Origin of the sequence: Marinifilum sp. RC60d5, from assembly GCF_052400665.1 — a bacterium.
Lineage (GTDB): Bacteria > Bacteroidota > Bacteroidia > Bacteroidales > Marinifilaceae > JBQTGK01.
On sequence record NZ_JBQTGK010000012.1, the window covers coordinates 51,318 to 66,879 of the forward strand.

Annotated in this window: 11 protein-coding genes; 3 read left to right on the forward strand and 8 right to left on the reverse strand. The window is 29.8% G+C overall.

The genetic code is table 11. The features are described 5' to 3' along the window. The first annotated feature begins 77 nt into the window (after window positions 1–77). Complete coding sequence (locus ACT3CE_RS16880) at window positions 78–1,379, forward strand: cobyrinate a,c-diamide synthase (RefSeq protein WP_444710949.1); 1,302 nt, start codon at window positions 78–80, stop codon at window positions 1,377–1,379. Here the strand turns inward: ACT3CE_RS16880 and ACT3CE_RS16885 are convergent. The 3 genes from ACT3CE_RS16885 to ACT3CE_RS16895 are packed head-to-tail and all read right to left on the reverse strand — an operon-like array spanning window position 1,376 to window position 2,938. Continuing rightward, window positions 1,376–2,245 carry a fructosamine kinase family protein gene (locus ACT3CE_RS16885; protein ID WP_444710950.1) on the reverse strand — a complete coding sequence of 290 codons (870 nt, stop codon included), beginning with the start codon at window positions 2,243–2,245 and terminating at the stop codon, window positions 1,376–1,378. The two genes, ACT3CE_RS16880 and ACT3CE_RS16885, sit on opposite strands and share 4 nt — an antisense overlap. Then, window positions 2,245–2,718, reverse strand: coding sequence for a low molecular weight protein-tyrosine-phosphatase (locus tag ACT3CE_RS16890; protein WP_444710951.1), 474 nt, complete (start codon window positions 2,716–2,718; stop codon window positions 2,245–2,247). The genes ACT3CE_RS16885 and ACT3CE_RS16890 overlap by 1 nt, the downstream gene beginning before the upstream one ends. Before the next feature lie 10 nt (window positions 2,719–2,728). Beyond that, a complete protein-coding gene (locus tag ACT3CE_RS16895) occupies window positions 2,729–2,938 on the reverse strand; it encodes a zinc ribbon domain-containing protein (protein WP_444710952.1) in 210 nt (69 codons plus the stop codon). Between the two features lie 414 nt (window positions 2,939–3,352). Between ACT3CE_RS16895 and epsC the strand changes: the two genes are divergently transcribed. After that, window positions 3,353–4,192, forward strand: a complete 840-nt coding sequence (gene epsC, locus ACT3CE_RS16900) for a serine O-acetyltransferase EpsC (RefSeq protein WP_444710953.1) — start codon at window positions 3,353–3,355, stop codon at window positions 4,190–4,192. Window positions 4,193–4,203: 11 nt separating this feature from the next. After that, a complete protein-coding gene (cysK, locus tag ACT3CE_RS16905) occupies window positions 4,204–5,112 on the forward strand; it encodes a cysteine synthase A (RefSeq protein WP_444710954.1) in 909 nt (302 codons plus the stop codon). A gap of 76 nt (window positions 5,113–5,188) precedes the next feature. Here the strand turns inward: cysK and ACT3CE_RS16910 are convergent, their stop codons facing one another. Genes ACT3CE_RS16910 through ACT3CE_RS16930 form a run of 5 tightly spaced genes read right to left on the reverse strand, consistent with a single transcriptional unit; the run spans window position 5,189 to window position 15,562 of the window. Continuing rightward, window positions 5,189–8,368: a ligand-binding sensor domain-containing protein gene (locus ACT3CE_RS16910; protein ID WP_444710955.1), complete on the reverse strand. Its 3,180-nt coding sequence runs from the start codon at window positions 8,366–8,368 to the stop codon at window positions 5,189–5,191. Window positions 8,369–8,397: 29 nt separating this feature from the next. Then, window positions 8,398–11,502, reverse strand: a complete 3,105-nt coding sequence (locus tag ACT3CE_RS16915) for a two-component regulator propeller domain-containing protein (RefSeq protein ID WP_444710956.1) — start codon at window positions 11,500–11,502, stop codon at window positions 8,398–8,400. Between the two features lie 18 nt (window positions 11,503–11,520). Continuing rightward, window positions 11,521–12,540, reverse strand: coding sequence for a hypothetical protein (locus ACT3CE_RS16920; protein ID WP_444710957.1), 1,020 nt, complete (start codon window positions 12,538–12,540; stop codon window positions 11,521–11,523). Between the two features lie 34 nt (window positions 12,541–12,574). Continuing rightward, window positions 12,575–14,632: a PKD domain-containing protein gene (locus ACT3CE_RS16925; protein WP_444710958.1), complete on the reverse strand. Its 2,058-nt coding sequence runs from the start codon at window positions 14,630–14,632 to the stop codon at window positions 12,575–12,577. Between the two features lie 9 nt (window positions 14,633–14,641). Next, the gene (locus tag ACT3CE_RS16930) at window positions 14,642–15,562 is read right to left on the reverse strand and encodes a PorP/SprF family type IX secretion system membrane protein (protein ID WP_444710959.1); all 921 of its coding nucleotides are present in this window, start codon (window positions 15,560–15,562) and stop codon (window positions 14,642–14,644) included.

A 15,562-nucleotide genomic window follows, 5' to 3' on the forward strand; every position in this document is an offset into this window, starting at 1 on the left:
TTCTGTTAAAATTATTTTTGATAGAGTTAAATAGAACAAATTTTAATTCTATTTTTGTGAGCTATAAATTTTCTGATATGATTTCAAAACCTCAATTTTTAATTGCTGCACCTTCTAGTAATAGTGGTAAAACAACAGTAACTCAAGGTTTACTACGAATTTTAAGTAATAAAGGCTTTAAAGCACAAGCATTTAAGTGTGGTCCAGATTATTTAGATACAAAACATCATGAATGGGCATCGGGTAATGTTTCTATTAATTTAGATACATTTATGAGCAGTGCAGAGCATGCAAAAAAACTATATAATTACTATTCTGAATCTAAAGATATTTCCATAGTTGAAGGAGTAATGGGACTTTTTGATGGGGCAAAAAAAATGAAAGGCAGCTCTGCCGAAATTGCTGAACTTCTCGATATTCCAGTAATTTTAGTTGTTAATGCAAAAGCAACTGCCTATTCGGTTGCTCCTCTTTTGTATGGCTTTAAGAACTTTTATAAAGGAATTAATCTTGTAGGTGTAGTTTTTAACTTTGTTGCCGGAGAATCTCATTACCAGTTCTTAAAAGACGCTTGTGCTGACGTAGGCGTTGAAGCTTTAGGATATGTTGCTAAGAACGAAGAAATAAGTTTGCCATCACGACATTTAGGACTGCAAATATCTTCGCAAGACAAGTATGAAGAAAAAATTGAAAAAATAGCAAGTCATATTTTAAAAACGGTAGATATTGATCGCTTAATTGCGATTACCTCTAAAGAACTAAATTATCCTGAAAAAGTTAAAAAAAATAAAAAAGGAAATTTACGAATTGCCGTTGCCAAAGATGAAGCTTTTAATTTTACATATTATGAAAATTTAAAGGCTCTCGAAAAATTGGGTGAAGTGCGCTATTTTTCTCCTATTCACGATAAGAAATTACCTGAAGCAGATTTGCTTTATCTGGCTGGAGGTTATCCGGAATTGTATTTAAAGGAATTAAGTGAAAATACCGAATTAAAAGAAGAGATTCTACAATTTTGTAAAAATAAAGGAAAGGTATTGGCAGAATGCGGTGGAATGATGTATTTGTGTGATCATATTATTGATAAGAATTCTAACAAATATCCAATGGTAGGTTTTTTAAAACAAAACACTACAATGGAAAATATGAAACTTCATTTAGGATATCGTAAGATTTTTATTAACAATAAAGTTTTATTTGGCCATGAATTTCATTACTCTAATATAGAAAAAGCTGAAATAATAAATAGTATTGGTGAGGTATTTTCGGCCAGAGATAAAAAACTAGATACTCTTATATTTAAAAAGAAGAATACCATTGCGTCGTATATTCATTTTTATGGAGGAGAAATCGATCTGATAAAAGCACTATTTGACTAATGGAGGTATGACCAAACTAAGCGAACTGCCTGCCCATAATAAGAATTTCCAAACATATTTAAATGATTAAGTACATGATATAAGAAATATATATTTTCTCTGTAATCGTTCCCTTGTGGCAAGGGTTTATGCTTTGAATAAGAGTAATAAAAATCATTTGGAAAACCTCCAAATAGTTTTGTCATTGCCAATTCTACTTCTCTATGACCATAATAAACTGCAGGATCAATAAGTACTGGATTAGAATTTATATCACAAAGAAAATTACCACTCCATAAATCGCCATGAATAAGAGTTGGTTTTTCTTCACTTCCTTCCAGTATTTCTTCTATTCTGCTTTCGAGTAAAAGAAAACCATTTTTTAGCTCATTGCCTGCAAATCCATTTTTTTCGGCTAATTTGTATTGGTGTAAAAGTCGTTTATTGTAGTAAAAATCTGTCCAGTTTTCTGATTCACTGCCAATAGGAATATTAAGCTGATTTGTTAAACCAATATAATTATCCTCTTTGAAACCAAACTTAAATGCTGTACGTGAATGTAAGTTAGAAAGTTGTTTTCCAAAACGATTATAGAAATCTGAATTTTTAGGACCTTGTTCGATATATTCAAGCAATAAGAAATGTTCATCAATCAATAAAACTTCTGGAACTCGAATACAATTTACCTTTTTAAGCTCTTTTAAACCATTAGCCTCTTTCTGAAAAAAATCTGGGAATTCGCAAGCTGTTTTAAGAAAATAAGAACTATTATCTTCAAAAATAAGCTGTTCTGTTTTAGCAATAGATCCTCCTGAAACAGATTTGTAATTAATAATCTTCTTCCCTACCCAACTTTCTATTTTTCTTACAATCTCTGCTGCTATCATTAATTTATTTCTTTAAGCAATCCTTCGCATGCATCTTCTAAAATATCCAATACCAATTCAAAACCATCAGAACCACCATAGTATGGGTCAGGAACCGAATTGTGATTCCTAAATTTGCTACAGTAATTAATCATGGGTTTAATTTTATTCAGTTCATACTCATTTTTTGCCATCGTTTCTAAATCAGCAATGTTTTGAGGATCCATTCCTATTATTAAATCAAATTCATTAAAGTCTAATTCTGCATCAAATTTACGTGCGATACTTGTCAAGTTATAAGACCTTTTAGCTGCATGAACTCTCATTCTGGCATCGGCCTTTTCGCCGGTATGATAAGCTGCAGTCCCAGCCGAATCGCATTCTATTTTATGATTTAAGTTGTTTTTTTTAATATAATCATTCATTACAGCTTCGGCACTAGGCGAACGACAAATGTTTCCTAAACACACAAAAAGTAACTTCTTTTTTGTCATTAAATAAATTTTAGTTGGTAAAGAAATCGAAAATATTTCCAAGCTGACTGGTAGTAGCTTTATAAATTTCGGTATATGAACAACGCGTACAAGTAACAGTTGTAAATTTTTTATTTTGAACATCGAAAATTTTAGCAAATGCACCTCCTGTTGCCCGAAATTCATCTGTTTCGAATTGTTTATTGCCACATTTTGGACATATATATCCTGAACTACTCATATTAATTATATTTTTTTATTGAATATATAAATAATTAATAAGAATATGGTTTTATGCACCTTTTAATCTGTCTTGTGAAATAACATTTTTTTAACAAATATTTTAAGAGGTCGATGTCTTGTTTAATTTTTTTTTCATAAGTTTGTTTTTATAAACTACTATATGAAAAGAAATTTTAAGTATAATAAAACATTTATCAATCATCGAAACTCTTCGGTTGATATTATTATGCTATCTTCTAAAATCTACTTTTCTAACTATCCCAAAATATCAGAATACAATAAGCAGGTCTGTTGTTGCTATTGTTGTTGCTGTTAATTGATATTTCTAAATCTATCAAATAATTTAATTTATAGGGAAATAATATTTTTCCTGTAAAGCTGGGTGTAAATAAACGTATTAAACTATATACAAATGAGTTATCTGTCCAAAGTAATGGAAGAGTTACAATCTTCACGAACAAATTCAGATTATGATATGCCTTCGCGAGATTTGGCTCAAAAGTTTGTTGAACAATCGATGAATTCTTTATTTCCGATAAGTGCACGGCGATCGAAAAGTAGTTGTGAACAAGAATCTTTATTGTATCAATTAGAGGCAACATTAAAACTACTTTTACTTCCGGTAAAAGATGAATTAAATGCACCTCTGGAAAAAGTTACCCATGATTTTATTAAGCAATTACCATCGGTATATCGTGCTTTACTAAAAGATGCTGAAGCAATACAAAGATTTGATCCTGCGGCTAAAAGTATAGGTGAAGTTATTATCGCATATCCAGGTTTTTATGCCATAATGGTTTATCGCCTAAGCCATGTCTTAAATCAACTTAAAGTACCTGTAATACCAAGGTTAATGAGTGAATACTCTCATACTAAGACAGGTATTGACATCCATCCGGGAGCAACAATTGGAGAATCTTTTTTTATAGATCATGGTACAGGTGTAGTGATAGGCCAAACCGCAATTATAAAAAATAATGTTAAAATATATCAGGGAGTTACTTTAGGAGCATTACAAGTAAAGAAAAGTCTTGCCAATATAAAAAGACATCCTACCGTTGAAGATAATGTTATTATTTATTCTGGAGCTACTATATTAGGTGGCAACACAATAATAGGTCGAAATAGTATTATTGGTGGTAATGTGTGGTTAACATCCAGTATCGATTCAAATAGTATTGTTTACCACACACATGAAATAAAGGTTCGAACTAATTTAGATGAAAGTAAAATAATAAATTTTCAAATATAAAAAATTGCAAAATGAAGTTAAACAGTATATTAGAAGGAATTGGAAATACTCCTGTTGTTAAACTTAACAAAATTTTTAACAATGCAAATGTATGGATGAAATTAGAACGAGTTAATCCAGGAGGAAGTATAAAAGATCGTATTGCATTGGCAATGGTTGAAAAAGCAGAAAAAGAAGGTTTGTTAAAAAAAGGATCAGTAATAATTGAGCCAACATCAGGCAATACAGGAGTTGGTTTAGCTATGGTAGCTGCAGTAAAAGGCTATAAGATTATTCTGGTAATGCCCGAATCTATGTCGGTAGAACGAAGAAGTTTAATGGCTGCTTATGGCGCCGAATTTGTTCTAACACCACGTGAAAAAGGAATGAAGGGAGCCATTGAAAAAGCTGAAGAATTAATAGACGAAAACAAAAACTCGTGGATGCCTTCACAGTTTGATAATGAAGCAAATGTAGATATTCACAGAACAACTACTGCTCAGGAAATAATTAACGATTTTCCAAATGGAATTGATTACTTAATTACAGGAGTAGGTACTGGTGGACATATTAGTGGAGTAGCCGAGATCTTAAAAAAGAAATTTCCAAATTTACAGGTTTTTGCTGTTGAACCAGAATCCTCGCCCGTTATTTCTGGGGGAAACCCAGGACCACATCCATTGCAGGGTATTGGTGCAGGTTTTATTCCCAAAAATTTAAATACAGAGCTATTAGATGGAAGCATACAGGTAAATAAAGAGGAAGCGTATGCTCAAGTTAAACAATTAGCTTTAAAAGAAGGTATTCTTGCAGGCATTTCTACCGGTGCATCCTTAGCTGCCGTATCGAAAAAGATAAATGAATTTGATTCTGATGCAACTATTTTAACTTTTAATTATGATACTGGAGAACGATATTTGTCTGTAGAGGGATTATTCTAAAAAATAATATATTGATATTTTATTGGGTTAGGCTTAAAAGTCTAACCTTTTTTATTAATACAATTCAACAATTTCCTTAAAATTTTATTCCCAATAAGGTAATATCATCAAGTTGTTCTCTTCCATCCATCCAACTATGTAAAGTGTTTTCGAGCATTTGTTTTTGTATGTCAATTGGTTTTTTATGTACCTCCATTATTTTTTGTTTAAAACGTTTAGAAGTAAATCTTCTATCCTTTTCGCCACCAAACTGATCGGGATAACCATCGGTAAATAGATAAACCATATCATTGGGTTCTATTAAAATTTCTTGCTTAGTAAATTGTTTGTTGCCATTATGATAGATCCCTATTGGCATTCTATCTGCCTTTAAAACTTTTATCGAATTATCCCTAAGCAAAAGCAGGGAATTAAATGCTCCCGAAAACTCAAGCTCTTTAGTGATTGTATCAAATACGAAGAGAGACATATCCATACCATCACGCGAAGTTGAGTTTTTCTTTTCTTGACGCAAAGAAATAATTATATCTTGTTTTAACTGATTTAAAATTTGATCGGACTGTAAAATTTTCCGGTGCATAACAATTTCATTAAGCAATGTTACTCCCAACATACTCATAAAAGCACCAGGAACTCCATGTCCAGTACAATCTGCCAATGCAACAACAAGTTTTGTGTCAACTTTAGTACTCCAATAAAAGTCACCACTTACAATATCTTTTGGCTTATTTATTAAAAAGCAATCGGATATATTATTTTGTAGAAATTTTAAAGGTGGAATAATTGCAGTTTGAATTTGACTTGCATAACGGATACTATCGGTAATATCTTTGTTTTTAACTTTAATTAAATCTCGTTGATTTTCGATTTCTTCTTTTTGTCTAACGATTTCCTTTGTCCTTGTATTCACTTTCTCTTCAAGAATTCTATTTGCAATTTTTAATTTTCTTTCTCTTAATTTAATATACCAAAATGTTGTTCCAATAAATAGTATTAACAAGCATATATAAAACCATGCTTGCTTATAAATAGGCGTTTTAACTAATATACTTAATTTAAGTGGGCTTAAATTAAGAACCCCATCACCTGTTATAGCCTGAAGATTAAAATCAAAATTTCCATCGGTAATATTATGAAATACAACTTCAGTATCGGATGTAAACGAAGACCAATCGTTTTTATAACCTGTTAAACGATACCTATATTTTATTAATCTTGGATCTTTTAAGTGAACCCCTATGTAAGAAATATTAATTTTATATCTGCCCGGATTCAATGAGATTCCATTTTTGAAATCAACTACCTTATCGTTAATTTCAACCGAATTTATACTCAGTTTTGCCGCTAAAGAAATTTTATTTTCAATTTCGGGTATAAAATTTAACACCCCTTGATTTGTTCCAAACCACAACTCTCCAGTATTAGATATACAAGATGCATTTCCATTAAACGCATAATTTTTACTCAAACCAATATCTTCCTGTAATGGCTTCATTAAATTATTATCAAGCTTAATTCGTGTTATTCCTCCACGATGAGTCACCCATAAGCGATTATAATTATCTTTAAGAATTGAGTAACAATAATTTGTTAATAAGCCATTAGCTGTTGTATAATTTGTGATTGTATCCCCTATTTTATACAGGCCATTCCCTAATGTCCCTGCCCAAATTACACCTTTATTATCTTCGGTTACCGATTTTATGTTGATAAATGGGTTATCAGGAGCTATATTTAATTTACTAATAGAATCATTTTTAATTTTCACCAAAGAACTACTTAGTGTTGATAAATAAGTATAACCATTAGAATCTATAAAAACATGATTTACACAATTATGGGGAAGTCCACCCTCGCTCATTGTATACCACTTTCTTTTATTGTTTGTTAAGTTAATAGAACATGCTCCTTTTTTCGTAGCAATCCAAAGAGTATTATTTTTACTGGTGATATAATTTATTGAATTTTCAAGAATTCCTTTTTTATTATGAAGGTGCGTAATCTTATTTTGTGATATATTTAAAGTATAAATACCATTTTTCTCTGTTCCAATCCATAATTCATCATTATTAATTTGATGTAGAGCCGTAATTTTATCGTTAGGAAGTCCATTGAGATCTCCATAAAATTTAATAGTATTATCTGATTTTGATTTTCGAATTAAGCCAAGCTCGGTTCCAAACCAAATATATTTAAACCCAATGTAAACAGAACAAACAGAAGCTCCATATTTTATTTCGTCGAATTCATAATATCTGTAAGCGGGATCAATTAATTTTGAGAGTCCTTTCCCATATACACTAAACCAAATATTATTTTCGGAATCTTTATAAACTAATTTTACGTTGTCACAATTTAAACCATTTTTGCTACTATAATTCTCTTTTAAGGAATATGAATTTTGAGAATAACTTAAGCAATATACACCATGACCAAATGTAGCAACCCATAAATCAAGATTATTATCTTCAAAAACTGACTGAACTTTAGACAAATCGACTGAAATATTTTGTGCAATTGGCAACACCTGAAAACCTGACAAATTAATTTCTAAATTGAAAATCCCCTTATTATCGCTAACAATAATATAATTTAGACTTCTTAAAGATTTAACTATTTTACTTATTCTTGTCGATGGTATTTTAGTAATTTTCCTAATAATTTCTATCTTATCAAGTTGATTAATCTTACAAAAATACAAACCATCTAAAGATCCAATAATTAGTTCATTATTATTTAAAAATTTAAACGAATATATAGGCAATGGATTTTTCTCAAATGAATAATACTTGATAAATAAGTTCTTATTTATTTGCACTAATCCATTCATTTGAGATGATAGCCAAATATTTTCGGAATTATCTTTATCGATATTGGTTATGCTACTTTTCCCTTGTAATTCTGTTTTTATTGTTTTAAACGTGTCATTTTGATAAATACTTATGCTGCCATCCATATGCCCCAACCAAATATTATTTTCATCTTTAAAACTGCAGGTCACAAAGTTATTTGCGAGAGAATTTTTAGTAGTAAATGTTTTAAAATGATTGCCATCAAATCTAGATATTCCATTACCTGTACCTATCCATAAAAAGCCATCATCATCTTGTTCAATAGCATAGATATAGTTTTGTGCTAAACCATTATCTGCCGTATAGCAATCATATTTATAACTCTGAGCAACAATAGGATATGCAAATACCAGCAATAGCAAAAGACCGATAATATATTTTATTTTAGCATGAAAAATATTCATTAATATAGGCTTTACTGTAATTATTTTAATTAAGATCTGGGTATCGAGAAATAAAAAATAGATCCTTCATTTTCTTCCGATTCTAACCATACCTCACCTTTTAATAACTCAACTAAACTTTTTACAATGGTTAAACCTAAACCTGCACCCCGATACAATTTTTTAGAATTAATTCGATCTTCTTTCCTAAATCTGAGAAAAATAATATCATGTTTATCTTTTGAAATTCCAATGCCATTATCTTTTACATAAAAAACGATTCTTTCCTGTTCTAACTTACAACCGAATTCCACAATACCTTTTTCAGTAAATTTAATTGCATTGCTAATTAAATTGGTAAGTATTTGCTTTAAACGAGCTGCATCGGTAAAAACCTTAAAATTATCGCTAGGCACACTATAGGTTAAATTGATATCATAATTATCAATAATATTAATTTTATTTAGAAATGTATGATGTAGAATTTCAAATATCTCTAGGACATTTACATCTTGCAATTTTAAACGTATCTGTCCCGATTCAATTTTCGAAATATCCATAATGTCATCAACCAATAATAACAATTCATTAGTATTAACATTCATGATTTCAATGTATCTTTTTTTAGAAGCAGTATCAATAGCATTTTCCTGCATTAGTCTAGAAAAACCAACAATTGAATTTAATGGCGTTCTAATTTCGTGGGACATATTTAGTAAAAATGCCGTTTTTAACCGATCTGATTCTTCAGCTTTATTTTTTGCCTGAATAAGTTCCTTTTCGTTTCGTTTGCGTTCTTTTATTACTTCTTCTTTTACAATTAATTCTCTGGTTTTTTCATCTAAGTTTTCTACTAACTTTTTTTGTATGCGTTTAAAATTCTGTTCTCTGATAAAAATATAAACATAAAAAGATAAAACAATTAAAATAATCAGAAGTAATTGAAACCATAATTTTTCCCAAAAATGCATTTTTATCTTAAAGGAAAAATCAATTTTCTGTTTTATTACGCTCCCATCAAAATTAAGAGCTTCAACAATAAAGCTATAATTCCCCGAGCTTAAATTAGAATAAGTTACGTTTCTTAATGACGAATATGCTGACCAAGTGTTATCTGCACCTTTAAGCTTATATCGGTATTTTATTCGGTGAGGATCATTAAGTTTTATTGCTTTAAAGGAAAATTTTATTTTATAGAGACCTGGAGCTAATTTTAATTTTTTCGAATCTTCCTTTTCTAAGCCATTTACCATAACAGAAGATATCTTTAAAAAAGGTTCAACTACAGGAGTTTTTTCCTTATCTGAATTGTAAATATATAATCCCTGTTCGGTGCCAAACCAAATGGAATTATCAGAACTTATACATGCATTATCATTAAAAATAATATTACTGTTGGTACTCATTATATTAGGTATCGTGCCAATATAATTGTTTGTCGTATAAATAATACTAATACCAGATTTATGAGCTACCCACACTCGTCCTTTAGTATCATTACCAATAGAATAACAATAATTTGAAAGCACCCCGCTCATATTAGTGAAGTTAACAATTGAATCTCCTTTTAAACAAAATACACCACTCCCTTTTGTTCCAATCCATAAACTCCCATTAGAATCTTCTGTAATACAACTAATGTTAATAGCACTATTATTTTTATTGAGGTTTATCTTTTTAATTTTATTGTCTTTCAAATAAAGCAAATGCTTCGAAAAACAAGAAATCCATAATCTATTTTTCGAGTCAAGAAAAATATCTTTAATACTATTATGTGGTAAAATTCCTTTCCCCATATTATACCACTTTTTCTCTTTAGTTTTAATATTATAGCAACAAATCCCTTTTTCACTAGCAAACCATAAATTATCATTTTCTGCAACTATTTTATTAATTGAGTTCTCAAGATTTCCAGTTCGTATATTAATACGTGTAAAAGAATCGGATGTCTCTCCCTTATAATAGAGACCTGTTTTTTTTGTTCCCGCCCATAAATTTCCCTTAGGATACTCAAGTATTGCTGTAATTCTATCGGCAGGTAAGTTATCTGAGACACCGTAAAAATCAATAATATTTTTGGTATACTTATTTACTTTTGCAAGTCCTTTATTGGTTCCGATCCAATTGTATTGCTCTCCTTTAAAAATAGAGTAAACACTTTCACCATAAGCTTCTTTTTTTAATGGAATCAGTTCTTTTGCATCTGACAACAAACGACTTAATCCTCCACCATAAGTCCCAAACCAAATATGATTCTCCTGATCCTGATAAATTACTTTTATTTTATTTGAATTTAATCCATTTTCTTCGGTAAACTGTTTAGTAATAATATATCTCGAGGATTGCTTATTGTTAAGCATAAATCCACCATTAAAACTAGCAATCCATATATTATTTTCATTATCGATGAATAAGCTCTGAGCATCTTTAATAGATGAATATACTTTACCAACAACAATATGATTTTTTATATTCTTAATATAAAATAACCCATTCTGTTTTGTTAGTACAAAAATTGAAGAATCTATTTTATGATTTTTTATATCAACTATATGATAATTGTTAAATTCAGATAAACTGCTTGTATTTAAAGTATTAGACTTGGTGATTTCTCCAATATAAATACCTTTTGTTGTGCCAATAATTAATTGATTTTTATTTATAAAAGATAAACAGGTAAGAGGTGTTTCTTGATTCCAATTTAACTTCACACTTTCTAATTTTTTATTTATTTTAAATATTCCTCCGTTTTGAGAAGCAACAAAAATATTATTCTCATAATCATGCTCTATATCTTCAATTTCACTATTGTTAGAGAAATTAAACTTAACAGATTTTATTTTTTCATCCTCAATAAGACTAATTTTTCCATTATTATGCCCAATCCATAGATTTGAATTGCATTTGTGTGAACATGAGATAAAATTACCCGATAAAGAATCTTTTAAGCCCAAATTAATAAATCCATAACCATCAAATTTCGACAAGCCATTCCCCGTACCAATCCATAAATTACCTTTGTTATCCTGATTTAAACAATATATAAAATTTTGTGCTATCCCATACTCTATATTATATGTAACAAAGCGATTTACCTGACCATTTACATTAAAATAGCAGAGTAATAATAGTATTAGTTTTGAAATATATTTCATTTAAGTCAAGTATGTTAACTATCTTTTTTTAATTGCTTTCATTTTTATTTGCGGTTTATAAACCGGTGCACCACCAATGGGAATCGTAAAAAATGGCAGAGCTTCTCCATACTGATTACGCACCGATATTACCACATTATTATTTTTTATTAAGGCTGTACGTTTTTTTATGAACTGTAATTCTAATGATGTATTTTTTTCTCGATTTAAGATTGGAAATTTATTTCTAACCCACTGATTTTCCGACGATAAATCACAAAGAATTCCATTTTTAGCTATTGAATTTATTCTTATGTAACCATCATTATCCCAATCAAAATTTGTAATTTCCACTGAAATAGTTTTATCATCTATAAAAGGATAGATCTGAGAGATATCATTCACATCGTTTGATAATCTAAAAGTATATTCATAAGTAAAAATGTTACCTCCTTCAACCTCCTTATTTTCATTTGAATTTGTACTTAAAAAAAACTTATACAAATTTCCATCATCTCCTGAGACACCTTTAACAATTACCTTAAATACCCTACCTCCAAATTTTTCAATCAATTCCCCTTCAAAAGGATTAAAAGGACCAAAACTATACCATGTACTATCATACGTTATATCGGATTTAAAACTAGTTGATGCCAATAAATTTCCACTATCATATTCTCCTTCAGGATTTACATTATGGGAATCTTTATTCGACCAACATCCAATTCCTCCATAAACAGAATAATTAATTTCAGTATTAAAACTATTTTTTTGTTCATCAATGGAACCTCCTGTATCAGGATCAAATACTCGTATATAAATTGGTTCAGTGGTACTCTCTGGAACCAGGAAAAAATAAATTTGTGTAAAATCATCATCTCCCCACGACTCTTCTGCCCCTGATCCAAAAGTAACCAGATAGGGAATATTTTCTTCCTGTGCTGGTGCTAATTGCCCAAATAAATTACTAACTCCCATAAAAAATACTAGCAATACAAAACTGCTTTTTTTAATTGCACTATTATTTATCTTACAAAAGATATTTTTTATAACCCCCATGATTTAGATTTTTATAATTCTTATATCCTATGTCTCAATCACATATTAATTCGAACGTATATACGTTATTCTTATTTCGCTTATAAATTGTATCTGCTTCAATGCTATATACAACAGAACGCAATCTATATTCTTCAATTCCCTGTACTAATAAATAGTCCACAATATTTTCTACTTCTTCGGCAGCCCGTTCAAACCTTTTTTTATCGATTGAATTACTTGTTACTCCAATTTTAATTTCAACATCCGAGTTTGACAAAATAAATTGTGCCAAGCTAAATAGAACAGCATGAGAAGATTCTTCTAGTTCCTTTTTATTTGATTTATTTATGCTCTCATTATATTCATCCGATAATTTTTTTAAGGATAATTTTAAAGCTTGTTCCTCTTTATCTAATTTTATTTTTTGTCTATCTGCCTGTTCCTGATATATAGCTAAAGCCGGATTATTATTAGGATCATTAATCCAATCTTGATTATTAATCTGGTTAATTTCATACTCATGTTTTTTTGCTGCTGAAATAAAAAAGTTATTATCCATCGATTTAATTACTCTTCGTATGTCACTGGTAAAGACTAATAAAATAGGATGATATTCATTTTTATCATTTAATTTTCTTTTCTCGCTTATTTTTTCATTATCGCTGTCTTTCGCTTTTTTAATTATTACACTATTTGTTCTGTCATAAATGAGCAATTCTTTCATTACACATTGATGTAATTTTTTACCATTCTCATCTGCTTTACTTTCTACACCTAATTTTATATTGTAATGTCCAGGTTTTTGATATGCATGAAATATTTCCTCACCAGTCATTAAATTACCATCTCCTAAATCCCAATAGTAAGCTTGAATATCCATCGTCGGCAAATTGGTTTTTGTAGCACTTATAAACAATTCATTTTTAGCTTGATATTCATCCTGACAATCAATAAAAGCTTGTTCATAATCAATAATTTCAAACTCAAAAGTATTTTGATTTACAAATACTTCTCCTGTTTTTTTATCAACTATATTAAGATCAACCTTATACGCACCAGCTTTCTCAAAACAATGTTCGGCTTCTTTTCCTTTTGATTTGATACCGTTTCCAAAGTCCCATTCATAATAGGTTAAAGTGGTATCAACAGGAATGTATTGTTCATCATAAAATACGTAACAATATTGATTTTGTTTTAAGCTATCGCAATTCTCCAATTGTGGAATTAATGTTTTAAAACTAAAAATATCATCTTTCCCATTTCTATTGGTCGAAAAATATCCTTTTTCAAAATTAAGATCTGTAATTAAACCAAAATCATCAAATTCGGTATTTATAGGACTCGCCAACTGCACAGGTTTCTCCCACAGGCCTTTGTTTTTAAGTGAATAATAAATATCTAGCCCACCCTTAGAATTGTGCTTGTTTGAGGAGAAAAACAGCGCTCCTGATCTAGAAATAAATGGATAGCACTCATTACCAGATGTATTTATTTTCTCTCCCAAATTTTGTGGCTTACTCCATCCTGCACTTGTTTTATATGTAAAATATATATCTAATCCACCATATCCACCTGGCATATCTGATGCAAAATAGATTAAATTACCATACTCATTAATACTTGGCATTGTAAGATTATAATTTGCATTATTAAACGTAAAAGCAATAGCTTCTGACCAAATACTATCTTTTAAAGATGAAAAAAATAAGCCTAAAGTATTATCTGGATCTGAATAATCTTTCTTTCGTTTAGATACACGAGTATTTCTTGAATATACGATAAGAGTATCATTTAGTGCAAAAGATGCAGGTCCATCATTAAAATGCGTCATTAAGCTTTCAGATAATAGCTGAACCTGATTGTTGCTTTCTTCTTTTAACGGCACATAAAACATATTCAACAACTCTTTATTAGTGGGTGTCGAAAATGTAATAAATAAATCTACTCTTTTATCAGAGCAAAAAACCAAGCCATCTTTATAATAAACAGGTGCAAACTCTTCATTCTGGAATGAACAAAAAGGCGCTAATTCTACTGAATAATGCTTTTTCTGAGCATGTAGAGAAAAAGAACACAAACTAATATATGTAAAAAGAATTATGTATTTCATATTTAAAAATCAAAAATGTCTTGGACTTAAAACTCTAATTGTATATTTAAAGTCGTATCGAATCATAAATTCATGTGATACTTTACTATAATTATTTATTGATGTATTATTTATATCCATTACATACCCAATTCTCAGTTGTTTATTTAACTGTAAGTGAGTAAGTACTTTATATATTTTCTGCTCCGTATCATAGCCTAGGCCAAGACTATACTTGTTTAAATAATCTAATTTACTAATAGCCAATAACCCAAAATCAGTATTTTTATTATAGCTAAATAATGCGGCTGGTTTTACCGATAAGTCTCGATTTAAATTATAAGTATAGTCGGCATTGACAAAATAGGTGTATTCTGAAATTTTATTTTGAGTTATATATTTGCCTCTTTTTTGATTATAGGTATGAGTTAGCAAATAAGGAATAGATATTCCTATGTTTAATTTTTCTAGAGTATAGTAAAGGCCTAAACTTACCTCGGGCATAATAAATGTTGGAGAATCTTTTGACAGTAATTCATCTCCTGGATCATTTGCTAATAATTGCGTCCATTTTGTATTTACGCTATTTACCCCCACTCCTAACCCCATATAAAGAATTCCTCTGGAAAACTTTAATTTATATGCATATATCCCCATTACGGAAGACTCATTGACAACTCCAATTTTTTCACTAATTACGCTTATTCCTAATGCCATGTGCTGCAAACGCAAAGGCGAATGAGCCGTAAAGGATTTTGTCGTAGGTGCATCATCGAACCCAACCCACTGATTTCGATAAACAGCAATAGCACTTAGTGCCTTTTCGTGACCTGTATAACCAGGATTTATTACCAAAGGATTAAATATGAACTGATTTCGAAGTTCGTGAATTTGTCCAACTGTGTAAAAAGGTAGATAGAACAACATTATTAAGACAAAAATTCTTCTCAT

What these genes read in the sequence shown, in the direction of transcription:
- ACT3CE_RS16920 (WP_444710957.1), bottom strand. Translation starts at nt 12,540, where the DNA reads ATGGGGGTTATAAAAAATATCTTTTGTAAGATAAATAATAGTGCAATT.
- ACT3CE_RS16885 (WP_444710950.1), bottom strand. Translation starts at nt 2,245, where the DNA reads ATGATAGCAGCAGAGATTGTAAGAAAAATAGAAAGTTGGGTAGGGAAG.
- cysK (WP_444710954.1), top strand. Translation starts at nt 4,204, where the DNA reads ATGAAGTTAAACAGTATATTAGAAGGAATTGGAAATACTCCTGTTGTT.
- ACT3CE_RS16880 (WP_444710949.1), top strand. Translation starts at nt 78, where the DNA reads ATGATTTCAAAACCTCAATTTTTAATTGCTGCACCTTCTAGTAATAGT.
- ACT3CE_RS16910 (WP_444710955.1), bottom strand. Translation starts at nt 8,368, where the DNA reads ATGAATATTTTTCATGCTAAAATAAAATATATTATCGGTCTTTTGCTA.
- ACT3CE_RS16925 (WP_444710958.1), bottom strand. Translation starts at nt 14,632, where the DNA reads ATGAAATACATAATTCTTTTTACATATATTAGTTTGTGTTCTTTTTCT.
- ACT3CE_RS16890 (WP_444710951.1), bottom strand. Translation starts at nt 2,718, where the DNA reads ATGACAAAAAAGAAGTTACTTTTTGTGTGTTTAGGAAACATTTGTCGT.
- epsC (WP_444710953.1), top strand. Translation starts at nt 3,353, where the DNA reads ATGAGTTATCTGTCCAAAGTAATGGAAGAGTTACAATCTTCACGAACA.
- ACT3CE_RS16930 (WP_444710959.1), bottom strand. Translation starts at nt 15,562, where the DNA reads ATGAGAAGAATTTTTGTCTTAATAATGTTGTTCTATCTACCTTTTTAC.
- ACT3CE_RS16915 (WP_444710956.1), bottom strand. Translation starts at nt 11,502, where the DNA reads ATGAAATATATTTCAAAACTAATACTATTATTACTCTGCTATTTTAAT.
- ACT3CE_RS16895 (WP_444710952.1), bottom strand. Translation starts at nt 2,938, where the DNA reads ATGAGTAGTTCAGGATATATATGTCCAAAATGTGGCAATAAACAATTC.